Source organism: Nocardia donostiensis, assembly GCF_002081715.1.
Taxonomy (GTDB): Bacteria; Actinomycetota; Actinomycetes; order Mycobacteriales; family Mycobacteriaceae; genus Nocardia; species Nocardia donostiensis.
Window position 1 is genome coordinate 11,730 of sequence record NZ_MUKP01000024.1, and the last position, 25,968, is coordinate 37,697.

The 25,968-nt window shown below is 67.3% G+C and carries 3 protein-coding genes; all 3 read right to left on the reverse strand.

Annotated elements, in window-relative coordinates:
• Positions 1-15 precede the first annotated feature (15 nt).
• Genes B0T44_RS16625 through B0T44_RS27190 form a run of 3 tightly spaced genes read right to left on the reverse strand, consistent with a single transcriptional unit; the run spans position 16 to position 25,810 of the window.
• Positions 16-22,638: an NUDIX domain-containing protein gene (locus B0T44_RS16625; RefSeq protein WP_077116749.1), complete on the reverse strand. Its 22,623-nt coding sequence runs from the start codon at positions 22,636-22,638 to the stop codon at positions 16-18.
• The gene (locus B0T44_RS16630; protein WP_175648008.1) at positions 22,639-24,135 is read right to left on the reverse strand and encodes a WXG100 family type VII secretion target; all 1,497 of its coding nucleotides are present in this window, start codon (positions 24,133-24,135) and stop codon (positions 22,639-22,641) included. It abuts the gene before it with no gap.
• Entirely contained in the window at positions 24,125-25,810 is a 1,686-nt protein-coding gene (locus tag B0T44_RS27190) for a hypothetical protein (RefSeq protein ID WP_077116751.1), read from the reverse strand. Before B0T44_RS27190 ends, B0T44_RS16630 begins: the two co-directional genes overlap by 11 nt.
• Positions 25,811-25,968: the final 158 nt, after the last annotated feature.

Genomic DNA, 25,968 nt, shown 5'->3' on the forward strand with positions numbered 1-25,968 from the left:
CTTTGAGGACACTTCCTAGCGATCGGTGGCCTCGGGTTGCTCAGCCAGTTGCGTGTTCTTGCGCGACCAAGGCGTTGCCTTCCCGCTGGATGGCTCGGTGTTGCCGCTACCCGAGATCGGTAGCGGTGGGCTGCCCGCTGCGCCAGATTCGCGCCCGAAACCTCGTGTATCTGTCTGCTGGTGCTCATCGGTACCGTGCTCCCTGCCGCGACCTCGACCGCGGGGCGAATCGGACTCGTCGAGTTCCCAGGGCTCACGAGGGCGCTCTCCGGTGCCCACGGGAATCGGGGGAGGTTCGATGTCGTCGAGCGGGAACGGCGGGTAGACGGGTGGGCCGACAGGCAGCAGCTCGCCGTCGGTGTCGTAGCTGAGGTCCACCCGGCGACGCTCGCCGGACGGCGAGCTGGCCGAGGTCGAGAGGAAGTCGGTGAGCCATCGGACGAAGTTCGATTGGCTCCGCGAGTAAGCCTGCACGTCGACGTCGTGCGGGAGGATCGGGGGCTCCCCGAACAAGAGCAGACCAGCGATCGATGCGAAGGTTCTGATCACCGTGTCGCTGCCACGCATGATCAATGGTGCTTGGAACAGCATGTAGATCGCATTGGCGTAATGCCGGGCAGCCTCCGCTGATCGGTCGGCGGGTGAACTCAGTGCGGTATCCATCTCGGCGATCGCCGACTCGAAGATCCGGCGTTGATTTTCCGGATGTGCCGTCACGGTGATGAACTTCTCGGCGCCGGGGTCGAAGGGGTCGACGCGGCCTCGGTCATATCCCTGCCGTGCGGTGTTCACCTCTTCCGCGGCCCGCCCCCGATACAGAGTGTTTCCGTGTTCCAGGGTCCCGTCGTACAGCTCGATGATGTTCTGCAGCACATCAGCATCCGGAGCATCGTTGTCGAAACGGCTGCGGATTATCTCCCCGATTGCGCGGAAGGTTTCGAAGGCAGGGGTTTCTTTCCCGCCCCGCCATAGTTGGGCATCATCGTCCCACCGAGACCCGTCCTTCTCCCGGTGTTTGGCGCCGAAGGTATCGATGCCAGGGTGATCGGACAAGTGCCGCGACCGGAATTTATCTGGCGGTACGCGCTTATAGTCGTAGCCTTTCAGGCGAGCGCGGAGCACGGACGGGTGCATATCTTGCTCGCCCGGCTCGGCCTTCAACGCGTCGGACCGGAGTGCCCACTGATAGCGCTTGTGCGAAATCCACCAGTACAGCTCGTACAATCTCCTGCGGCGTTCGTCGGACGAGTTCGCCGAATCCCATCGGCTCACCAGCTTCGCCCATCCGCGGTTGGCTACACGCGCTTGCCACAGCGAATAGATTTGAATCCTTGCGCGCTTGTTGGGGTCCTGACTGTTCATCACCAGCCACGGCGACGGGAAAGGTGTGCGGCCGAACGGGCCGGCTCCCGCACGGACCGCCGAAAAATGCGTATTCCTGTCACCGATCGCAATGTGCTCGTTCGTTGATTGCCGCCGAGACCCGGCGTGTTCGGCGGGCCCATCGTGGACGGCCGTGTCGCCCGATTCCCTCGGCTCTGCCGTGTCGAACCGCGGCTGGGCCGACCACGGTGTCGACCCCATTTCGGCAGGCATATCTCGACTGGGTTCCTCCGCCGCACCACGCTCGGCCGATTCCGGCGTCGGCCGCCGGTGCGACGATCGCCCGCTGTGTGCTGCCGTTTCCGCAACCGGCTCGAGGTCGATGTTCTCTGGACGCTGGTGTCCTGCGGTGGCATCGATCAGCTCTGCCGACGACGACGGCGGCGCAGATGTGCCCGTGACCTGTCCCTCGGCCGCCGACCTCCCGTCGTCGCTCGGTCGGGAACCGATGCGCGAACCGCCGGTTGTATCGCCGCCGACACGAGAATCCAGGCCGTTCGACCTGTCGTCACGCTCGCTCGGACTCGTCGCCCCGACCGGCCGAGGCCGGAGCCGCCCGGACTTCACGGCGACCAGCGACAGGAGCGCGAAAACTGCCGCGCCATTATCGATTTCGCCGCGCAGCGCAAGATCGAGCGCCTCCGCTGCCGACAGGCGCACCTGCCCCATGCCGATTTCATCGGATTCGCCCGAATCCGGACGGGAGACCGCGGACAGGTCGCGAGCCAAGTAGATTCGCCGACGCTCGCTACTGATCCAGGGAAGCGGTGTCTCGTTCACCAGCTCTCCCCATTCCCGCGCGGCGATACCGGCCTCCTCGGCCAATTCCCGTCGGACGCCGGCCAGCGGATCCTCGCCGGATTTGTCCAACGTGCCCGCAGGCAATTGCAGGACCCAGCGATCCAGCGCCGGACGGTATTGGCGGACCAGGACGACCTCATCGGTACGCTCGTCCCACGGCAACACCATGACCGCGGAGCGGCGAGTCACCATATCCTGCTCGACCACGCCCCCGTCCGGCGTCTCGAATCGGACCCGGCGCACCTCGTTCGCCGGGCTGCGGTACATCGTGATCTCGCCGCCAACAGGGGTCAGCGGCTGCGCACCATATCGGCCCACGAGATCCGAGGGCGGCGCATTGCGTGCCGCGCGTAGTGGCCGCCGCGGCGGGTCGGCGGCGGGCCGCAAGGCGATATCACCGAATGTTTCAGCGGCCGCGGCCAGCACGCCGACCGCCGCCGCGGAATCCACGGTGTCGCCACCGACAACCTCGGCGATCGCCTCCTCGAGCGGCATCCGGAACAGGTTCGGTGCCTGCTGGGCATCGTCGAGGTCTTCGACCTCCCGAGCCACCAGGACGCGGGTGACGGCATTCGACAGGCCACCGCTGCGCACCATATCTGTCGCCAGCGACCATGCCCCACCGGCACGTAACCCGTTCGCGGCCAGGATTTGTTCGGCCGCCTGCAGCGGATCCGTATCGACCGGGAGCACCCCCGTCGGCAGTTCGAGCACCGCGGCGCCTACCGCTGGGCGGAATCGTCTGGTCAACAGCGCGCGGCCCTGCCGGTCGACCGGGACCACCGCTACCGTTGCCGGCACGTCGATCACATCGCGCGGCAGCACCTTACCGTCCGGCATCCGGACATGACTCTGCAGCATGTCGAATGTGGGCCCCGAATACACCGTCTCGGTCGACTCCACTCGGAACTGCGGTCGGCCGGCCTCGCCAGTCACGGCCGGGTTCGACTGCTCCGAATCCGCGGGGCTCCGACCGGTTTCCGGAGAGTCGGAATTCTCCGGCGAGTGCACCCCCGGCCCGGCCGCCGGCTCACGTTCGTCGGGCCCGGCGCGGTGCGGCGCCGAGTCCTGTTGTTCCGTGGTGTCGGGTCCGCTGTCGTCCGGGCTGCTACCGATCAGCCCTTCGAGCAAAAATGTAGGGGCATCCGGTGATTCGGGTGTCCGTAATCCGCTCTCGGCAACCGCGGCCCGCAACAGCGCGAGGTGATCGGCTTCCGCGCGGATTTCCTGGGTGCCCAGCCGGATCGCGTTACGCATCCGGTCGATTGTGGTGACGTTCCAGACTGCGACCTGCATGCCCATGGCGCCGGCCCTCTGGACCAAGTCTTCGGAGAGGAGTTGGTAGGGAACAGCGACCGCGGTCGCTCCCGACTGCCCGGCCTCGGTGAGCAGTGCGTCGATATCCTTGGCGCCGGGATATATCGAGCGGGCCATCCAGCCGACAACACCACGCAGACCGCGGCCCGCCACGGTCAGCGAATTGAGTTCCGCCACCCGGCCGTAGCCCAGGGCAAGATCCTCGGCAGCGGCCAGCACCCGGAGGTCAACCGCCTGCAGTTCCCCCGGCACACCGTGTTCCGCCAGGGTGTCGCCGATTTCGCCGACTCTCGCCCGGACCTCCTCGTCGGACCATTTCGGGCCCGCTTTCACCGTCGCGGTCACCGAAACGTCTTGTTCTGCTGCGTCGTTGAACACGGCCAGGGCGCGGCAAAGGTCACGGAATTCGGTGATGTCCCGATCGGATCCGAGGGTGACGGCGACCGAATCCACGCCCAGGCCGAGAGCGTTCGTCAACGACCGCCGAGCGTGTTGCGGACCGTTGACCGCGAATTGCGCTGTGATTAGCGGCCTCTCGGAGAAACCTTCGGCGCGGTCGAGCGTTGTCCCGGGCTCCTGCCGGCCGTCGGCACGAGCGGAGGTTTCACCGGCGGGTCCAACCTGTAACGGCAGGCGGCCCGGAGGGGCGAGCGCTGGATCGAGTTGCATCGCGCGCCGATCGGCGGCCGGGTCGTCCACCTTCGCGACGATGCTGTGAGTCCACGAGGGGACCTCGATGATGCGGCGGTGCGCCTCCCGAGGCACTTCGTCGCCCCGCCCGACGAGAATCAGCGCGACGTAGTGCAGGAATTCGGTGGGTTGTGCGGCACTTGCCAGCGCATAATCCAGGTCGAAACCGTGTCCGGGGTAGGGGTCGAGCGTGAATGGGAAACCGCGTTCACTCGGCAGCCGGACGACATTCCGATCGACAGTCGGGTCGAGGCCGTGGCCGAGCGGCCCTGAACCGAGAAGCCGTCCGTTCATCCCGGCGGCATCCGCGCCGAGGGCGCTGATCGGATCGCTCGACTGCGCCCCTGACCACCGGTATCGGGAGCTGGTGTCGGTGGCGCTGTCGTAGCGGGTGCCGCGCCCCGGAGATGCGCCGACAATGCTGTGCTCGAAGGCGTAGCCGGGCCGGCCGATCAGGACCGGAAGCGCCGACACCACCGGCGGCGTCGACACCACCAGGGACCCGTAGCTGTATCCGAGTTTCGACATCCGCGCATTGGTTACCGCGCGCAGCGCGAGGACGTCGCGCGCGAACAGCCGGCCACCGGCCTCGGCCAGGGTCGCCGTGGCCGCCAACTGCTCCTTGTTGTTCGCCGGTGCCTCATAGCCGATCCAGCACGCCACCACGACCTTCGTGGACGGATCGGCCCGCACCAGTTCCTCGTACAGGTTGCGGGCGGATGCCAGCCGGGTCGGCGCCGACTGGAGGCTGGTGTTCACCCCGTCCACGTACCACACGATGTGCTCGGCATCCTCGACCCGGGAGTTGCCGATGAAGAAAGTTCCCGCACCGTTGCCGCCGAACGCGTTCGGGTCCACGCCCATTGTCGACACGATCGGCCGGGGAATATCGCGATGTACTGTCACCGATCGGGTCAGCGCCTCGTCGATGGCGACGAGGTTCCGGAACACGTCCGCCCGGCTTACCCTGCTGATGCCCTTCGCGGAAACTTCTCGGTAGATCTCGGCATAGACGGTGCGGCGGTAATACTCGTCCGCATAGGTTGCGACCTCGGAGGGGATGCCCGGGGCTCTACTGAGAATCTCTGGGTAGGCCGCGACCACAGCGCGCTGCTGGTTCGTCGACAACTCATCCCACCACTGCCGATTGGCCGCGGCGAGCCGGTGGGCTCGGGTGAAGTCGTCCGGAAGTTCTCGATGCAGCAGAGCTTCCGGGCCGCCGCGCGGCGCGAGGGCCGTACGAGCGACCTCCCGAACCGTAGCGTTCACCACGGGCGCCGGCCGGCCCGTCTCCTGATCCCGCGGCAGGGCATGGTCGTGCGGCGATACCGGACCGATGCCGGCTCCGGGCAGGTACTCGCTGAAGCGAACGACGCCGTTCGACCCGTCGAAGAGCCGTAACCGGTCCGTCCGGCCGGCCAGGATACGGCCCACATTGTCCAGTGATTCCGTGCCTACTTTGGTGCGGTCGTCGATGTACAGGAGAAATTCGTCGTCGATGGGCTTGCCGAGGTCGAATGGCGCTTTCTCGTACCCCGCCACACGGAGATTCATCCTCCGCACGAATGCCGTCCGGAAAGCGAAATCCGCGGCCGGGAACCGGCTCGAGAACTGCCGGCCCGGAAGTCGCACGGCCGAGGCGGGTTCGCCTGCGCGGGAGGTGACCCCGTAGTACAGCTCGGTCTGCGGCCCGAGATCCGCCAGTGCGGCACCCAAGGCGTCGATATTCCGCTCGTCGCAAACGATCACCGCATCCAGCGCCTGCGTGACGGACTCGCGCGCGAGCGCCGCCTTCGCCACCTCGCCGCCACCTCTACCGTGAACGAGCAGCTGCCGTTCGATACGCGCCCCCGAACCCGGTGCCGTATACAGCGCCGCCATATCCGCTGACAAACGGTGACCGTCAGTGCCCGACCACATCACCACCCGCACCGGGCGGTCCGGATTTCCCCGGGCCGCCACCTCGTAATGGTTGCACGCCAACTGCATGCGCTGATCCAGACGACGCAGATCATTCGCCGAACCGTCCACATGCCACGCCTCGGCTACCGGCTGCGCACTACCCAAGGACACGATGGCAGATTCGGCGCCCGGAGATCCGGTGTCGAACCACTCGAGCAGAACGGTAGGCTCCGGCACACCCGGCGTATCCACCGTCACCGCCCGATGAACGGCCCGGATCAACAGGTCTCGGGAGTTCAGCAGATACTTCCGCAGGGCTTTCTCTGGTCCGGACAGGTGGTCGATCGCGGCCGCGTCCTCGAGGGCGGTACCAGCCTTCACCTCGAGCTCATGGATCGCCCTGGCCAGCGCCCACCGATTCGCCTGGTCGCGGACCTCACGCGGGAATCCGCCCGCCTTGCCGACATATTCGGGCCAGACCCGCACCAGCGTCCGCAGCTCGTCGACATCGAGGTCGGGTATTCGACGCGCGTTCTGGGCGGCGTGCACCGCGCAGTCGTCCGCGGCCAGGGACGCGGCTTGTTCGGTGCGGTACTCCTGCCACTCGAAGGCCAGGTCCTCCGCCGTGGCGCCACGACCCCAGTGGGACCGCAGAATATCCTCGGCTCGCGCGCGGTGATCCGCATCGGGTGGCACGTAGCTGGGTAGCCCGGACCGCGCATCGACAGATCCGATCAGGTCGAGGTCACCGGCGGGGCGCCCTGCTGCCGCAGAGGGTTCGTGGGGGACCGCAGACTGCTCGTCGTCCGGGGTGCTGCCGATGCGGTCCTCCGGTGAAGTCTCCGAATCCCCGGGCCGGTGTCGTGAGTCGAAGCCCTCGGCCGCCGGGTCGGCAGGTACAGGGCGATCGGCCGACCCGCCAGGCCGACTCATGAAATCGAACTCGATACTCTCGCGGACCCGGCCATTCGACAGGGGTTCCGACCGGGTGATCCGACAGTTCACATCCGGGACCCGTCGCCGCAGCAGATCGAGCGATACCGGCGCGCCGGGATACGGATCGGGCCGCCGGATATAGGACAGCTGGCCGACCAGCCGTGGATACCCGCGACTGTCATGGACCGAAGACACCACCAGCGCAGGATCGGAATCGACACTCGACCGGGCGAGGTCACCGATACGGGGAATCGCGTCGAGGAGGTCGGGGGCCAGCTCCGACGGGACGGAATCAGGCAACCGATCCGCCACGTCCGCAGCGATATCGGTCGAATCCCACCCTTCGATATTCGGACGGACCACCAACTCCCAGCCGAAACCACTGTACTTTTCCCGCATGGCGGAGGCATGTGCCTGCGCGTCTCGATAGGCGTCCAGCAGCGTATAGGTCGAGTCGCCGGCCAGCCGGGCCGTGATATCTCGTAACATCGCCGCGTGCTCACGCCGCATAGCGCGGTTACCCAGCAACCACCCCTCCGGGGCCCGGTATCCGGTATCGGGATCCAGGAACCCGACCGTGCCGCGCAGCCGGTCGAGGAAGGCCTGGCGCACCATGACGTGGTCGCCTTCGGGGAACAGACGACCGAAACGATCCGCCGCCCGCAACGCCTCCTCCACTGTGCTGACCCGCTCACCCCATTCGTTCAGCACCCGGCCGAATACGCGCGTCGAGCTGAACCGTCGCGACATCAGATCCTCTAGCGCCAACTCGATGCTCTGCACCAGGGCCTCGGGCTCCGACAACGTCTGCAAGTCCGCCGCGGTAACCCACCGGCCGATACGCATCGCCTGAGCGAACTCCTCGGGTGACAAGTCCCACTGCTCTGTCGATTCGGCGACCGCCTCCGGTGAGGCGATCATCTGGGTCTTGGTTCTCTCATCGAACCCCGTGGCGTTGACGGCGAAACCGAGAATTCGGGCGGTGACCGACGACAAGCCGTGCACCAGGGCGCGGTCGTGTACCAACCGCGCCGATCGCAGCTCGTCGTAGTTGTCGGGGTTGTCGCTACGCCGGCCGCCGCCGTAGACGACATCGCTCCAGGCGTCCGCGGCGACCGCCAACACGATCTCGCGAGGTTCGGCGCCCTGGAGCAGACAGTTTTCCACGAGAAGACCCAGGTCCGCGGCGATATCCATACCGTTGTGGCAGAACGCCCCCACACCGTATTCGCGCAATTCGAAGGCGTCGTCGTAGATCTGGTTGGCACGACCGATATCCGGATCACCGTACAACGTCCGATTGACGAACAGCCCCTCGGCCGCGAGCCGGATCCCACGCCGAATCTCCGGAACATCGACATCGAGCTCGTCGAGGCGACCCTGCGGCCACCTCGTGTAGAGCGCCTCGGTGACCTCACCGATCTCGCGTTCGATGATCCGCTCGGGCAGCGGCGGGAGATCGGGGCCCAGCAATCGGTCCTTGATCCAATCCCCCGCGATTACATCCTCCGGCCGGTTGCGTTCCTGAGCCCAGGCGTAGACATCGGGCAGCCCCGCGAAACGTAGCCCGTCCGTGTCCGATTTCCACGAGCGTTCCACCAGATCGGCATGCGATACGGCACCGTCCCACCCCACCGATACCCGCAGACGTCCACGGGTGAGCGCCGCCGTGGCGACCGGACCGGCCCCGGCAGGTCGCCGGTGCTGCACATGCACCGCAGACCAGCCCTCCGCCGCCAGTTTTCGGTACAGCCACTGCGGGACCGACAGTTCGACCACATCGGGCACCGCCGGCGCCGGCATGCCCAAACCCCTTGCCGCCGCGGCGAACCCGACTATCACGCCGTGTCCGGCCAATTCCGGGGAAAGTTCGTCGGCATGGATCGGCGGAGGCGAGGCCGACTGGGCCCCGGCGGTGCCGTCGGTCGCAGTCTTGTCCGGTTCCAACTCGAAATGCGGTCGGGACCCGATGGAATCGGGTGTTCCGGGCTGGAATCCCGGCGTAACGCCGGCATCGCTCGCGTTTCCGGGCCGGGTGAATGTCACGATCACGTTGTGGTGATAGCCACGGTCGCCGTCGAAATGATCGCAGCGGATATCGGTGAACCCGCGGCGGGCGGCCATCCGGCCGGTGAAGGTGCGGGCCGCCGCGTCCTCCGGCGACAGTTCGGGGTTCTCGCGCAGTAGTGTGTTGAACCGGTCGATATTGCTGGTCAGACCGTCGTAGACGTCGGTCCAGTAGTCCTGGATTCCGGTAACGAGATGACCGATCTCGGCCTCCATCTGCGCGACCATTGCGAATCCACGAGGCGTGCGTTCACTCGCCTTCACCTGCATACGCAGGATGCCGTCGACATCGACCGAGGCGAAGATTCCTTCCGGTGCAAGTGGCCTGCCGTCCTCGCCGACCCGGCGGGTCAGGCCGTAGTCGTTGTCATAACGCCGGATGATCTGCGGGTCGTGGTATTCATCCATCGGATGGCGGCGAGGAGCCCTGGGGACCGGGCTCTCCGAGAGCCTGCTGCTGACAATCCCAGACATCCCGGAATCGCCGATGTTTGGTTGCGGACGCTCCGGGGCACCGAAATGCGGGGGCGACCCCATGGCATCCGAGATCCTGTCGGCCGATGTCTCGTCCTCGTGCGGACGGCTGCCGATCCGGCCGGGCCCACCCTCACGCGAGCCTTCCGCCTGGCCTCGGTCGATCGGGCCAGTCGATGCTTCGTCACCCACATCGATGGAGGACCGCAACTGTCGGGCGAGCGAGCGCGCCGTGGCCGCCAGTATTGCGCGGGCATCGCCCTCGTCGGTGCCGAGTTCCTTGGCGATCCGTCGGGGAGATTTCGACCGGAGCAGCCCGAGCAGCGCAGCATTGCGCGCTGTGGAGTCGTCGATCCGGCGGATCGCGACACTCAGTTGCGCGCGTTGGGTTCGGCGAACCTCTTCGACGATCTTCAGAGCCGCGGCGGTGTCCGGATCCCCGTGCCCGGTCCGTGACCCGTCCCGATCGAAGTATTCGTAGTACAGGCGTGGCCGCCGCACCAGAGCGGCCTGTTCCCGCTCGGTCAGAGCTTCGCCCGACAGCGCCCGCAGCACCTGGTCCGCCGCCGTCTGCACCGACCGCGCGACAACCTGCCGCGCGTGCCCCTTCACCTCGGCCCACTCGCTTGCCGTGTACCCCTCGAGAACCACTTTTTCGAAGTTCTCGAACCGCGGCTTCCACCTTCCGTCGTCACGGAAGGAGTCGAGAGCCTCTTCGATTCGAGCTTCCCACGCGGGGTCATTGCTGAGCATGGACTCGAGCACCCCGCGGGGCGAGGAGTCGCGGCCGACCACCGCGAGCTCGGGGAACTCCCGCACGAGCCGGTGCGCGAGCTTCCCGAGACCGACTGTCGTCGAGTTGGCAGAGGCCCCAGTCACCTTCTTCGGTGCCGTGATACCGGCGAGGACGACTCCTCCGTGTTCTTCGAGCCATTCCGCCACGCCCGCTCGCTGCTGCTCCGGCAGGTCAGCGACCAGGGCGGCGATCCTGTTCACCTGCACCGGATCACCGAGAGCCGCCCGCACCACGCTTCTCGGGTGCTTGATATCTCCCGGCCGGGATCCGGCCGCCGGCTCGACCGCGGCACGATCGACGGCCGCATTGTCGTCCGGACGGCTACCGATGCGAATACCGGACGTACGCGCGGAAAACGGCGCGACGCGCGCAGATCCGTCCGGTACGGGGATGTCGAACCTATCGAATACCGCCTGATACAGCTCGGCCACAGCGTTGGTGGGGGCCCGCAGGATCTCCTCGTCCACGATGTGCAGACCGGACATCTGCATCCCTCGAACCTGCTCGTACAGCGAATGATGCTGCGGCGACAGAAAAGCCAGTATCGCCCCGGCGAAATCGGTATCGGAGACCTCCGGTCGCAGCCATGAGAACCGGGAGGCGAACCGTGCCGAGGTTCCCGAAAGCCCCGCCAGCAGCGGATAACCCTGTTCGAGTGCGCGCTCACCGAACCACGGGCCTTCCCTGTCGAGGTCTACCCGCGCCACACCGGGTCCCCACGGCAGCGGGACCGCGAACCTGTTCGGATCCAGCGCCAGCGCAGCCTCCGGCTCGACCTCCCCGACGTCCCGGTAAACCAGCAGGTCGGACACCACGGCATTCCCCGCGCGGTCCCGTTTTCGGCGGCCGTTTTCCTCGTACTCGTACAACGGAAGGATGAAGCGAACGGGGTGTTTTCGCTGCAGGATCCGGTCCACTGCCTGGAGCCGGCTCTCCAGCGCATCCACATCCACTCGCCCCCGCACGCCACGTGGCAATACCCGGTGCGGGTCGAGCCGGGATATCCGCAGCTTCACCAGCGGCCCGGGAATCGCCTCCACCTCCCGCAGCGACAACGGCATTCCCAATACGGCCCAATCCTGCACGGTGAGTCCCCGCCGCACCTGCTCCCGCAGATCGCGCTGGCGCTCGTCGGCACTGCTGCGGGTGCGTTCGTCCGCGATCGTGCGGTCTTCGGGATAGCGCACGGTATTGCGCACGTCGCGGAGATCCCGTTTCCCGACCTCCCCCTGCGGGTTGCGCTCGACGATCCACTCCCGCACCTGACCCAGCGCCGCGACATCGAGCCCCAGATCCGCCGCCTCCCGCTCCCAGCCTGTCCGGTTCAGTAGGGCGGCCACACCATCGTCCAGCGTTGTCGAGGCCGGGTTCTCGGGAAGCTCGCCGCTACGCAGCATGGCGTTGTACACCGCCGACATCAGTTCCCGCAGGTTTCCCTCGGCGCGCAGCTCGTCCAGTGGCACCGATCGCCGCACCATCCCACCGGCGCTGGTGTTCTCCGGCGCGTAGAACGCAGCGTCGATCTGCTCGGCCGTCGCCGCGGGATGCAGCGCCGTGAGCACCGCGCGCAGGCGATCGAGCATCGCCACCGCGGCCCGCCGGCTTTCCGGTCGGTGATACAACTCCCGCGCCAGCGCGACCTCGTGCCGCAGGCGCCACACCCGCCAACCGGGTTGGGCGATGGTGGGAGCGGGGCTCGTCCCGATCAGGCCGGCCCCGGCAACCGTCTCGTCCCGATCACCGGGTCGAGGATCGTCCGGGCGGCTGCCTATGCGGCCGATCGGGTCGTATCCACTGTCATGGGAACTCGTTTCATTCGGGGCTTCGCCGGCGTGGTCGGGCTCCGCGGTATCGGACCGGCGCACCGAACCGGCGTGCCGATCACCCGTACGGACGGCGGCGATGAGTTCACCGTCATCCCGTACATCGGGATCGATGTTCTCCCGGTCGGCCCGCTGGGCGCCCGGTCCGTCGGCGCCTTCCTGCAGCCCCGAAGCCCGCACGTCTTCCGCGACGTCGTCACCCATGGCATCCTCGGGCCGCGCGCCGATGAGACCGCCTGGGAAATCGTCGTCATCGGCGCGTACTTCGACCCGGTCGGCAACCCAGCGCGACGGCCCCCGACCGATGGCATCGACAACGGCGTCCGCGACGGTTCCGGCAGAGGCGGAGCCGCTGGTATACGTGTCCCGCATCGACAGACGGGTGAAGATTTCGGCGGCCATCCGCGCGACGACCACACCGGCGGCGTCGCCCACTCGCGCTACCGCATCGGCAAAGACATCTGTCATCGCCGAAACGACGGCGGCATCGGTATGCGGACTATCGTCGGTACCGACCGTCTCGGCCACCCGAGCACGTACCGCATCGGCTACCCGGGCGACCACACCGTCCCGGCCACCTGCTGCCACCCCGGCGTCGGCCATGGTTTCGGCAATAACTCGGCCTACGTCATCGTAGGCCGGAGCGGAACCCAACGCGGACGCTCGGGATACGATATCCGCGGCGGCCCTGTCGGCAATGGCTTCAATATGTCTCTCGGACAACGGATCTGATCGATACACCTGGCGCGCCGCGATCGCGGCGACGGCCACTCGGGCGCTGGCATCGGCTCTTCCCGCGGCGGCGATACCGCCGATCACCGCCTCGGACAGTGCCACCCCGACGGCGACATCGCCGGCCTCAGCGGCAATACGCAAGCCCTCCAATCGGGAGACAACTTCCTCCGCGATCGCCCGCACGATCTCGGCCTCGGGGCCGGGCAACACCTGGCCGTCGACGAGCGCGGCATCGACAGCCGCATAAGCCTGCCTGGCAATATCACCCCCGAGCTCCGGATCGATATCGACCCCGGATCGCACGTCGCTGTCGTAGGTTCCCCCTTCTGGGACAACACCGTTCACGATGTCCGGAACCTTGCGGATGACGACGTCGACTATCTCGCGCGCCAGCGCGGACATCATGATGTCGCCGTCATCCGGGAACACGTTCCCCGACCGTCCGAGGATTTCCGCGACTATCCGATCGATCACCACGACTGCGCTGTCAGCGTCGACCACACTCCCGACCGCTGTGGCCGCCGCCGCGGCAGCTTCGACATGATCACGGGTGTCACCCACTGTCCGAGACAGAATCGCTTCGGCGACCCGCTGCACGATCTCGGCCTCGGTCTCCGACTCGACTCGGCCGTCGCGCACCGCATGGGCAACCCGAAGGGCGATGAACTCGGCGTTGCGGCCGGCCAACCGAGCTGCCTTCGGCACTGCCTGGTCGGCATTCCCGCCCGACTCCTCGGCGGATAGCTCCTGTTCCGATATTCCGCGGCCGGTCGAGTACCCGGTGCTATCGAACGCGCCGACCGCGGAGTGCGTGGGCGCGGCCGCTGAATCATCCCAGGGCTCCGAGGGGCGGCTACCGATACGACCCTGCGCTCCGTCCTGCCCGGTGACCGACGTATCGGGCCGCGCGCCGATCAAGCTACCGGGGAAGTCCCCGTCGTCGGCACGCGCTTCGTCGCGCGCGACTTTCCCGTGTTCCGGCCACAGGCTGACGGCGTCGATCACAGCCGCCACGATTTCAGCGGCGTCGCCCGGAACAAACTCTTTCACCTTCGACAGGCGGGCGAAAACCTCGGCGGCCACGCGCGCGACGACAACACTCGTGGCACCGTCCACCCGCGCTACCGCGGCGGCAAAGGCGTTCGTCATGGCCGAAACGGTGGCGAGGTCGGGGTTCGGGTTATCGTCGGCACCGGCCACTCGGGCACGAACCGCCTCGGCTACCCGTGCGGCCACACCGTCCCGGCCACCAGCCGCCACCCCGGCGTCGGCCACAGTTTCGGCAACAACTCGGCCTATATCGGAAGCACGACGGAAATCCGACGTGGCGACTCGGGACACGATGTCACCGGCCGTGCGATCGACGATCGCCGCAATATCGTCCTCGGACAACGGCTTCGAACGATCCAGCTGGTTCTCCGCGATCACCGCAACAACCACACGGCCGTCGGTATCGGCACTCCCGACGGCGGCGATACCACCGACTACCGCCTCGCACACCGCGACTCCGCCGGCGATATCGCCGGCTCGGACAGCAAGATCGGTGACTTCCGCCGCAAGACGGATGCCCTCCAGCCGGGATACAACTGTCTCCGCGAACGCACGCACCGCGTTGGCCTCGACCCCTGGCGACACTCGACCTTCGCCGAGCGCTTCCGCGACGGCTTGGTAAGCCTGCCTGGTAATATCAGCCCTGATCCTCGGATCGGCCACGTCGCTGGATCGTGCGCCACTATCCCGCGTTCTTTCTTCTGGGACAACATCTTTCACCAACTCGGGAAGATTCTGGATGACGGCACCGACCGTCGTCCGCGCACGGGCACTCGCGCTCACGGTGTGATCGTCCGCATACCGTGCCCGCATCAGGGTGACCACAACCATCCGATTGATCACCGGGACTGCGCGGTCGATATCGACCACACCGCCGAGCGCGCCGGCCGCCGCCGCGACGACGTCGACATGCTCACGGGTGTCATCCAGTACCCGGGAAAGAACCGCTTCGGCCACCCGCTGCACGATCTCGGCCTCGGTACCCGACTCGACCAGGCCGTCGCGCACCGCATCGGCAACCCAGACGTCGATGAGCTCGGCATTGCGACCGGCCAACCGCACCGCTTCCGGCACCGCATGATCGGCGTTGCCGGTCGACTCCTCTCCGGACCACACCGGTTCCGACGCCCTGCCTTCGGTCAGGCGCCTCGGGCTGGTCGCCAAAGACCGCTGCAATTGCACCGATTCGCCGAGCAGCTGCGCATCCCGGTCGGCATACGTGTACGAGCTCCCGAGATTACGAGCACGAGTGCGCAATACCGCGAGGTGGTCGTCGACCCGAGTGAGCGCGGCGGCACGCTCGGCGGCATCACCGTACTCGGCAACCGTGCTGTTGTTCAGCACCCGACAGGCGATGCCACGTCGGTCGAGGGCCTCGAGTAACCGTGGCGAAGGCTCCTTGTGCAGCACGATCTCAGCAATATCGTCGACGGTAACCTGCCGGAGTATCTGAGCCTGGAAATAGCTGGAGTTCCGGTCGATACGGACCGCACCGCGGTTGTTGTATTCAGGACCGGGGACGGCACCGAACGACCACTCGAGCGGGTTGACGAGCGGGGACGGAAGGCTGGTAGTTTTGTTTATTTCGAAATCGCCACGAGTGATGCTGGTGAAGCTACGGATCCCTGGTTTGAGGATCACCTGTTCGAGACCGTACTCGGTGGTCAGCATATCCAGCCCGGCTGGCCCGGACGGCCGGATTCCATCGACGGCCACATAGCCGTACGTGGGTTTTTCCATGAGCCACTGTTCCTCGAACCGAGTCCGCTCTGTGTCGGGCGGGTAGGCTGGCCGGTAGACGCCGTCGTTGAGCATCGAGATCAAACTCTCGGCATCCATTCGGATTGCCACCGGCTTATCCGCCAGTGCGGCCCGCAGTTCGGCGCGCATCGTTTCGCGCAATTTGCTGGACCGCATACCGAGAGCGGTCGCCAGTCGTTCGATATTCCTGTCGACGTGCGCATACTGTTGTATGCCCGGCAATCGCTTCGCGCTGATCTCTTCGCGCTCCATGGCCGTGAGTTCACGATCGCCGAATTTTTTCCGCAATTCGCGATCCAGCTCTTGGCGAGCTATCTTGATGGTTTTCGGGTACGGCGGGTCGGGAATAGAGACCCACTCCGGCCTATTGTCCGCGCGGTTTGTGTTCGCGGCCGCTGATCCGTTTCCGGACTCCGAGGGGCTGCTCCCGACCCGATCATTGGTGGGAGGGTCGGCGCCCCTGTCGGCGGCGTCAGGGCTCATGTCGAAGTCGTGAGGCCGGCTGCCCGTGAAGGCGGGTTCGGGTCGACGGTCGGCGGCGGAGGTGTTCGGCGGGACGGCGGAGTTCATCCCCGCCAGGTCGATACCTGCTGGGCTGTCGGGTATTTCGTCGCCGGTCGGCCGATTGTCCGGGCCATAGAACACTTGTCGCACTTCGTCGACGTCTGGTGCCGGCTCGGCCGTCCTTTCCCGAGCCGGTTCACCACGGGGGCCTCTATCGGGCGGCGTATTGCCGGCCCTGTCGAAATCGATGGTGTGGAACAGGCGCTGCGACTCGGGCACTCGGTCGATGAACTTCTGTTGTTCGCGCTGCCATTCCTCGAATGAGACGGCCTTGTCCAGGAGAGTCTCGCGGCCGGCGAGGTCTTCAGGACCGATGTCCTGGGCATAGTCGCCGCTGCGGGAGGCCGAGAGATCGATCACCACCAACTCCGGACGGTTGGGGTCGTCGCTCTTGTTGACCAGCAGGACCAGGTGGTTGTCGGCGTCGCTGATGTCCTTCTTCTCGGCGTCCCTGCCCTTCTCGGCGGCGCTGGACTCCCCTTCCGGGGCGTCGGGGTCGGTGGTGGCTTTCGTCGTGTTGTTCTTCCACTTGTAGACGAGAACCTGGACGCCGCCCGGCAGTTGTTCGAGTGTGGTCTTGGCTGCGTCGAGTGAGCGGTGGGCGGTGGGCACCTGATTGCGGAACGACGCCTTGACGGTATCCCAGTTGTGGCCCTCCAGGGGCGGCCCGCCGGGCGGCATAGTGAACTTGTCGGCGTTCTCCGGGCACAGCACGCGCATGGCGGTGACGCCATTGTTCACGCAGCTGTTCGGGCTGCTGCGGTGTATCTCGGTGATCAGGTCGAGCAGGGCCGCGGTGGCCAGGTAGTGCGAAGCTGCCGCAGTCACCGCCGCGTCGACGATGGCGCTGTCCGCGGTCGGGTCGGTGTCGGACCGGCGATTGTTCGCGGCACCCGACAGGTGGTGAACTATCGCTTCGCCCAGTTTTTCTCGGGCAGTGGCGGTGGTGACCTCGGACAGGGCAGGGGATATGTCATCGTGGTTGGGATCGGTGCCCGCCCGGTGCCCGGCTGCGGATTCCAATGCCTGGAGGAACTCGTGCCGGGCGGTGTCGGCCGCCCGGCCGATGTGGCGCAGTCCTTCGGCCCCTTCGATTGTCTCGGCATCCCAGCCGAGTTCGGCGGCGAGTCGGTCGCGTCTGGGCAAGAGGTGGTCCAGCGCCTCTTCATTGGTGAGCAGCGCGTAGCGCGCGGTCTGTCCGGGAGCGGTGGCGTCGACCTGTTGCCGCAGTGCTTCCATCGCGGCAGGCGATATCCCGGGCAGTGGGTTGCGGGGCACCCCGGTGTGGGCGGCGCCGGATTCGGAGTCATGGGCTCGGTCGGGCCTGGCACCGTCGACGTCGTGTGCCGGGTCTCGACGGTCGGCGGGCGCATCGGCTTCGCGAGACGGGTCACTGCGGATATCGGTGGGGTCGAGGATGCGGGACTGGTTGCTGCGCGTGTCGTTCGTATCGGTTTCGGGCGCGCGGGTGTGGCCGTCGTGGGATTCCTCGGTGCGGATCGAGACGGTGTCGTCGATATCGAGCAGGTCGGCACCGAGGGCTGTGGTGAGCTGCGCGGTGGAGATACCAAGCAATCCGGCCAGCCGGGCGTTCCGATCGGCCGGATCGTCGAGCTGGTCGTTACTGCCCGGATTGTGGCTCCGGGCATGGAGCTCCGCCTCCTCCTTGCTCATCCCTGTGTTGTGATACAGGAATTCGGCGGTGGAGCGGACGTGGGCACGGTGTTGCAGGCCCGAAACGAGATCGGTGAGTCCTTCGCGGGCCTGGGTAACTGCCGAGCGTGCCTGGGGGGTGTCGTCGGCGTCGACTGCCTTGACGGCCTGTTCGTAGGTGACTACCGCCTCGCGGACCCCGCGCAGGTGCAGGGCATTACGGATGAGCGTGTCCTGCGGCGACATGAGTGCCTGCGCGGTGCCGGGCTGGCCGTTGCGGGCAGTGCGGTTGGTGGCCTGGTCGTAGATGTAGGACTGTTCGGGAACCTCGGTCAACCAGACGTGCATACCGCCGCGAGCGAGGACATCGTCGGAGACCGAGATATCGACACCGCGCTGGCCCTGCCGGTTGATCACGAGGATCTTGCCTCGCTCGCCGGCGGCGTCGAAAATATTCTGTAGCTGGGTTTCCGAGTCGATAGCAGTCGTACCGTCGAGCCAGTCCCGATCCCAGCCGGTGATCCGGTCGGCGTCGACGGCCTCGATCGCCTCCCGCGGTATCCCGGCCTTCACCATGGCGGTCACTTGCTTGTCGACCAGGTCGTTGCGGTCACACAACACCAACTGGAAGCGGCCCGTATTTTCCCGTATCCCGTGGGCGTATTCCGCGATAGCGGTCAGCTTGGCGTGGGTGTTCTCGTGCACATCGGGTACGCCCTGGATCAGCTTCGAAGGGTTGTAGGGCGCGACCTCGTGCGGTGTCTCCAACCCGTACACGGTGTTCAGCACATCGCCGAGGTCGGACAGGGTGCCCGAGGCGCCGGTGACCCGGTCGAAGAACTTGCCCCCGGTACGGTAGATCTCGGCGGCAGTTGTCTGGGCATCGGTGCCGGCATCGGCGCGCACCACGATCCGGTGCTCGTCGGCAGTCTGTCCGTTCTTCTCGGCAAGGCGTAGTTCCTTGGCTTCCACGGCCTGCGCCAGGCTGGCTCTACCGTCTTCGGCGCTCCACCGGGTTTCGCTCGAGGTCTTCGGGTTGTACTGCAGGCCGTGCTCGGTCTGGCCGATGATCACGATCTTGCCGTTACTGATCACATAATGCGTCTTGTTGTGGGTGGTGAACTCCGCCGCCGCGGCCATCTCCAACCGCGACAACCCCATACCCTGCAACCAGCGGTCCCCGCCCGGGATCTCGGCGATCCGGGCTCGGCCCTCCGGCGTCAACGTCGCCTTACCCTCGTGCCAGTGCTTGACCGCGGTCTCGAACGTTCCGGACGGTCCTTGCACATCGTAGGTTTCGGTCAACCGCTTCAAGCCGAAGTCCGCATACGACAGCTTCTGCGCTGTGAGCGCCTCCTGCAGGAATGTGTCGGCGGCGATCACCTCTTCCCGCGTCGCGTCCGATGCCGCCTCGGCAGCGCGATCGGACCGGATGAACGTCTGCAGGCCGCGGTCGACGATGCCGTCCATTTCATCGATCACCACACTGCGCGGCGGTGTGTGCCCGGCATTGCACAGATGTCCGACCGTTTCCCCGGTCGCCACCACGATCGTCGGACGCCCCGGCTGGATATCGCCGAACCCGGTCTGCTGATCCGCACGCAGCACATCGATCCCGTAGGGCTGCATCACTCGCCGATACTCGACGAATTCCCGGTACGCCAAACCATCGGTGGTTGTCACCAACAGCACCGATCCGTCGCCGGCCCCCGGATGCCCGGCATACGCGCCGACCGCCTGACGCATCGTGGCCGCCATGAACATCAGCGTCTTGCCCTGCCCGGGCAACATCTGCACCGGTTGGTGCTCCATCCGGAACAGACCCTCTAGCTGCGGCACCCGCAACACCATGCCGCCCGGCACGTCCTCGCTGACGGTCTGACGACGGATGATCTCCATCGTCGCGATCAGCGATTCCCGCTCGTCCGGGTGGAAGAGTCCCGCCTGCAATGCCTCGTCCGACAGGTTCTGCAACCGCAGGTGTTCCGGGATCCCCTCCGCCGAGCGGCCATAGAAGTCCGCCAACACCTCGTGCGCCAGGGCTTCCGGATCCGGCCGCGCCGAGGGGGCGGCATCTGTACGCCCCGAGGGAGCCGCCTCGGCATCCGACGTCCGCTGACCGGATTCACCGGACTCCGCACTCCGGTCCGCCGAGGCGTCGGCGCCCGTGCTGCGCGGGTCCCCCTCGGTCGCCTCCGCGCCAACGCTGTCGCGTTGACGCGCCGCGGTGGAATTCTCGTGTTCGCCGGCAGCAGAGGGTCTTTCGCCCTCGCTGCGGAGGGCCACCGGATCGACGTGCGGGGGGCGGAACCCTCCGGCGGGCTCATCGACCGAGACGCTCCGGCCCGGCGTTGTGGAACCGGACTCCCCGGCGCCATCCCGTTCGGCGGTCCGAGCGAGCTGCCCGGCCGGTGAGCGGTCGTCCCCACGGGACGGCCGCCGGGACGCGGCGGATGCGTCACGCCCGTGGTCGGCGCTGCCGGTCCGTGCGGGGGATCCCTCACGGGAACTCCCCGCCGCCACACTCGATTCAGCACCAGGGCCGCGCACACCGATTTCCGATGACCTCGGCGCGCCCGGAGCGGTCGTGGTGACACCACTGTCGCCGGAACCGGCGGTCGAGTCCCGCCCTGTGGCCGGGGCACCCAGATCCGCTGGTGGATCGTAACCCCTTGCAGTCGTAGTTATTCCGCTACCGTCGCCCCGAACAGCCGGATCCGGCGCCAGACCGGATTCGCCTACACCAGCTGCCGACGGACCGTATCCACCTGCAGCATCCTGTGTTCCACTGTTCTGTTCCGGCGCTGCGGCTGCGTCGTGCCTTACCGAGTCTCCGCTCGCGACGGAGTTCGGATCTCCATGTTCCCCAGCAGCGGGTGTTTCCGGAACACCTCCAGTGTCGGCTGGGGTTTCGTGGCTCCCGGCTCGTCTGGGCACATCGACCGTGGACGATTGCCGTCCACTCCAATCGGTGGTTCCGGACTCGACGGCCGGATCAGCCGACGAATCACCGAGCGCGGGGGAATCGTCGCCCGGCTCCTCCGCTCGCGCCGGACCCTCCCGTCGCGCGCCCTCACCCGCCGCGGCGGAATCCGCAGGATCGCCACCGTCACCGCGCGCAGCCGCGACCGGTTCCGCACGACCCGGCGCCGCCCAATCGGCAGCCCCGTCCGAGCCACCCGGCGCACTGGCAGCGGAACCCACTGAAGGATCGGGCTTTTCCGCACCACTCTGCGACCCGGCCGCCGACGCCTCCTGCGATACCGGCACACCATCCGTCGCCCCGTCCCCGCCTGCCATCCCGGTAGCGGTCTCTGCGCCACCGGCACTCGCCGAGTCGGAACCACCGGCCGGTCCGGTCGAGCCTTGCGCACTGGCATCCGGCGCACCGGCAGATTCAGCCGACACCTGCGCACCGGCCGACAACGTCGGAACCGGTTCTGTTCCTACGCCTTCCGCCCGGTCCGCGGATCCCGCGAGCACCAGGGTCGGGGTATCCGCCGATACCGGATCGGTACCCGGGCTCCAGGCCGCACGCGCAGTCTCCCAACCCTGCCGCGCCTCCGGGGAGACCTCCAGCGACCGACGCGGCGCCCCAACCCGCTCCGGGACGGTCTCGGCAAGGGCGCCGGTGTCGGGAGGAATGAAGCCCCCGCTGCCATCCACGCCGCGAGACCCGGTCGACGTATCCGATATCGCCCCCGCCCGCCCATACACCGCACCGGCGAACCCACCGTTGAGCAACGGGGCCACGATCTGATCGATATGCTGCGGCCATCCCGTGATCAACGTCGCGGCCCCCATGCCGAACACCGCACCCGTCGTACCGTGCACCAATCCGGCCAGCAGCGGACTCGACTGCATCGCCGGGAGAACCGCGGGGCCGAACCGAGCCGCGGCCATACCCCCACCCGCACCGGCGGCACCCGCCGCCGCGGCGACCCCGATGGCCGTCAGGTCGATACCGGTCGGATTCGATCCATCCGCACCCATCACCGCAAAATTGCGATACCCGGCCCACACCTGCGCAGCCTGTACCCCGGCATCCACGCCCGCCGGCAACGCCGCCGCCCGTGCCACCGTCACCGCGAACTGCGATGGACTCACCGACGGAACCTGCGCCGCCGTCTGCACGGCGATACGCTGGTAGGCCTGTTTCAACAGCGCGCGCAACGCCTCCACACGCGCCCGACCGCCGACCAATACCGCTTCTGCCGCCGACACCGCCGCCAGCTGCCCCGCCGGACCCGACGCCGCGGCCGTCCACAGTATTCGGAGGACACGGAAACCCAACTCGACACCGAACGCCAACATCACACACAGCGTCTTCTCCGCCTCGTTGGCGGCCGCGTCGGCCTGATCGGCCAACGCCGCGGCCTGCTCACGCAGCTTGCCCCCGCCCTCCTCCAGCTGACGCAATGAGCCCCGGACACCGTCACCGAATCGGCCCACCGAAACATGCTGCGCGATAAGCCTTTTCACACTCACGATGTGTTCGTCCAGGTCTTCGCCCCCGGCTCGCAACTGTGCCGCCATCGCCCGCATCTGCGACACATCGGCGCGCGGCAAGTCACCCCCGAACGCCACCCACTGAACCCACTGTGGGATGGCGCCCGGCAAACTCTCGAAGATCGCCCGTAGCTCGTCCACCGGACCGGGCGCCGCCACCTGCTCCACCTTCGTCACCTAGTCCTGTTGCGGCGCCGCGTCCACCAACAGCGCGTGCAGCGTCCGCGCCGGCGCACTCGCCTCTGCGCCCCGCGCCACCACCTCGGCGAACGCCGTAGACAACGCTCGTTCGGAGTCGAATCCGGTGGGGCTGCCGGTCAAATCGGCACTCCACCGCCGATACCCCCGCACCAGCTCGGCGAGTGTGGTGTAGTGGCCGGCGACTTCGCGCATGTACTCGGCGATCAGCGTGTGTCGTGCGGTCCGGCTCGCGACTCCCCCGCCTGCGCTGTCCAACGCCAGACCGAGCTGGCCCACGGTATCGGCATAGATACGCGAAACATATTCGTCTGTATCGTAATTCGTTGCGTCGTCGCTCACTTCACAGGCGATCTGCCGGTCCAGGGTGATCGACCGCACGACTTCCGACTTCCGCGTTTCGCGGCGCCACCGCACGGTTCCGGCGTCGTCCAGGTCGGCCACCGCGACGACGTCCAGACCGATCATCGGGTAATCGGTGAGTATCCGGTCGACGGCCGCCGCGAAATCGCGCACCGGCTGCTCCCACAGATCGGGCAGGTCGAAGCCGTTGACCTCCACGCCGTGCCGCTGTGCGAGCATGCGAGCCAGCCAGGCGAACAGCGGTGATCGACGCGGTTTCTCGGCGGGCTTGTCTTCCCCCCTGCGCCGATCGTTCGGTCGCGGCTGTGCAGACCTCGGCGAGGGTGGCGCCGAACCTGTCGGCGCGCCCGCATGCGCCGACGGAGGTCTGGTCCAGGGAGTTTCCCGCGCTCCGACACTCACCCGCGCGCCCCTGGACCCGCCAGGCGCCATACCCGGTACGGCGGAGGGGCTCGTGCCCACCGCTCTCACACCGGGACCGGCCGTCGTTATGCGCGGGTTGTCGGTATTTCGTGCGACGGCCGGTGGCTGCGGGGAGGTGCGGCGCTCCGGAGTGTCCGACGGCGCCGGGCCGCCACGCTGGTTCGGCGACCCGGTGGAACTGTTCGGCGGCTGCGCACTGTTCGACGGTCCCGAGGCAGGGCCTTCCGAATTCTTGTGCTGCGATGGGGTCTCCACCATCGCCCCCGGATTGTTGCGGGCGCTCGGTGCCGCATCCACCGGGACCCGCGGCTCGACAGGCGTGGTGACCGTGGGCGGCTGGGCTCCTGACGTATACCCCGGCGAGCCGTAGGTCTCCTCCGATGCCCTCGCTATTTCTCGGCCGGCCTGCAGATCCTGACCTCCGAAATCATCGCCTGCCCCGCGCATAGCCGAAGCCGTATCGTGGAGGCCTTTCCCCATCGCCTGCATACCGGTGAGCAGCTGTTCGGCGGAAGGTTTGAAATCCTTCGCGAAGGTCTCGCCGAGGAAGTCGTCGCCCCAGCATCCATCGAACCGCGCCAGCGACTCCCGCAGGCGGGCATAGGAACTCCCCACATCGTCGGCAAGCTCGGCCAGTTCGGCAGCCTGCTGTCGCAGGGCGTCGGGATCGACCTGGAGCTCATCTGCCACGGCGCCGCCCGTGGTCCCTGCCGTCCCTGCGCCGCCGCAACCGCTGCTCCACACCCGCCACGTACTCCGACCACGGAACCGAGGAGGTCGAGCGTTCCACCTCGCCGTCCGCAGCGACATAGAAGACGGCGCGGTCCAAGGCAATCTCCTCCGCGGGCACCGGCGAATGCACCACCCAGACCGTACCCACTCGATCGGCCCGCAATGTCGACAGCGGATATCCGGTCGTCTCGTAGCCCTGCTCCCGAATATGCGCCCGCACCAGGTCGATCGCCGCACTCTCGGAGATCCCCTCACCTCGGATGCCCAGGGCGGTGCCGGTCTCGCCTACCCCGGTGGCGGCACCCTCCCGGGCAACCCTCTCGGCCCGAGCAGTCCCGTCCTCGCGGCCCTTCGGAACGGCCCCGCTCCGACGTCCGTTCCCACTCCCTTCGCCATGGCGGGCATCCGCTACCGAAACGGCACCACCGGACTCGGCGATCCGGTCCACCCACGGGAGCCCGGCGGTCTCGTCCCCCGAGGAAGACCCGTTCCCCCCGTGCGACGGGATATCACGCGGCAACCGCAGGCCCCCAGCGCCACCATCAGCGACCAGCCCCGCGACCGTGAACTGGAACAGAGCACCCTCGATATCGATCCCGGCGTGCCCGAACGCCCGCTCGACCGCCGCTCGGGTCACCGAATGTCCCTGCGCCGCACGAACCAACTCCGCGGCCGCGGTGACATTCGCACCCTCTCCCAACAGGTCGGCGACGACGCCGGCCACGGTATCGACCGTCCATACGGCCGGGACCGCCGGTGCACACCGTGCCATCGGCTCGGATTCGCCGCGGTACCACCGGCCGTCCTGCCACCAATAGCAGAACGTCAGCATGCCGGTGGCGATCCGGGGGTTGAGTACCGGGTCGGCAACCCAGCTCGGTGCACCCGCGAAGAATTCCGGCATCCCGGCGCCTGCGTTGTAGACCGCGTCGAGAACGGGCGCATCCCACACCCCACCCGACAGCACGGCCCGGTCGCCGGGCAGCACGGTCAGTGTCGATCCACTGCGTGACTCACCTTCGAATACCCCGACCGACGGGCCGATCCGCGGCCCCAGCTCCGATCCGGCCGCCAGGAATGCCGCCGCCAGCACCGCCCAACGCGCCCACAGCACCCGGAGGTCCGGCAGTTCGCCGTCGGCCACCGCGGGCCGCACGCCCGCTTCGCTGTCGGCGCGCGCGGCTGCGGCGGCCTGCTGTGGTGTCCGCGCCGACCGGCTACCGCGCCCGATATAGGCCGCCAGCCACGCCGGCAGTCGCGTGCGCGGATACCGTTCCAGATCGGCGAGATATGCCTCCGGCGCGAACAGTTGCTCCCCTGGAAAGGGTTCCGCACCGTAATCACAGGCGGTCTCGACACCGTCGGTGTCCAACCGCACCATCAATCGCCACCATGGCCCGTCGTCGGAGGTCGCCGACTCCTGCCGGTGCCGCCGCACCGCATCCCACACGTCCTCCGATACGGCACACCGGACCTGCTGTGTGCCGTCGTCGACCATCAGTACCGCCGATTCGGACACGGTGGTCACCGCAAACCACGCCACCAGCCGATGCCATCCGGCCGGGGCGTATTCCGGCAATCCCCGTACGATCTCATCGGTCGGCCCTGCGGAACCGCAGTCCTCCCCGGTCATGCTACGTGTTACCGACAGCCGACGACCGACTCACTCGGATCGCCACGGTTTCGGTATGCCACCCGGTCCATGCAGAATTCACAGCAATCTCCCCGAATCCCCAACCTGCTGATTCGCAGGCAGTCCTGGAAGAACGGTTGCACAGCAGGTACCGCACA

Excerpts from the sequence above, each read along its gene's own strand:
- B0T44_RS27190 (WP_077116751.1), bottom strand. The coding sequence starts at position 25,810 with ATGACCGGGGAGGACTGCGGTTCCGCAGGGCCGACCGATGAGATCGTA.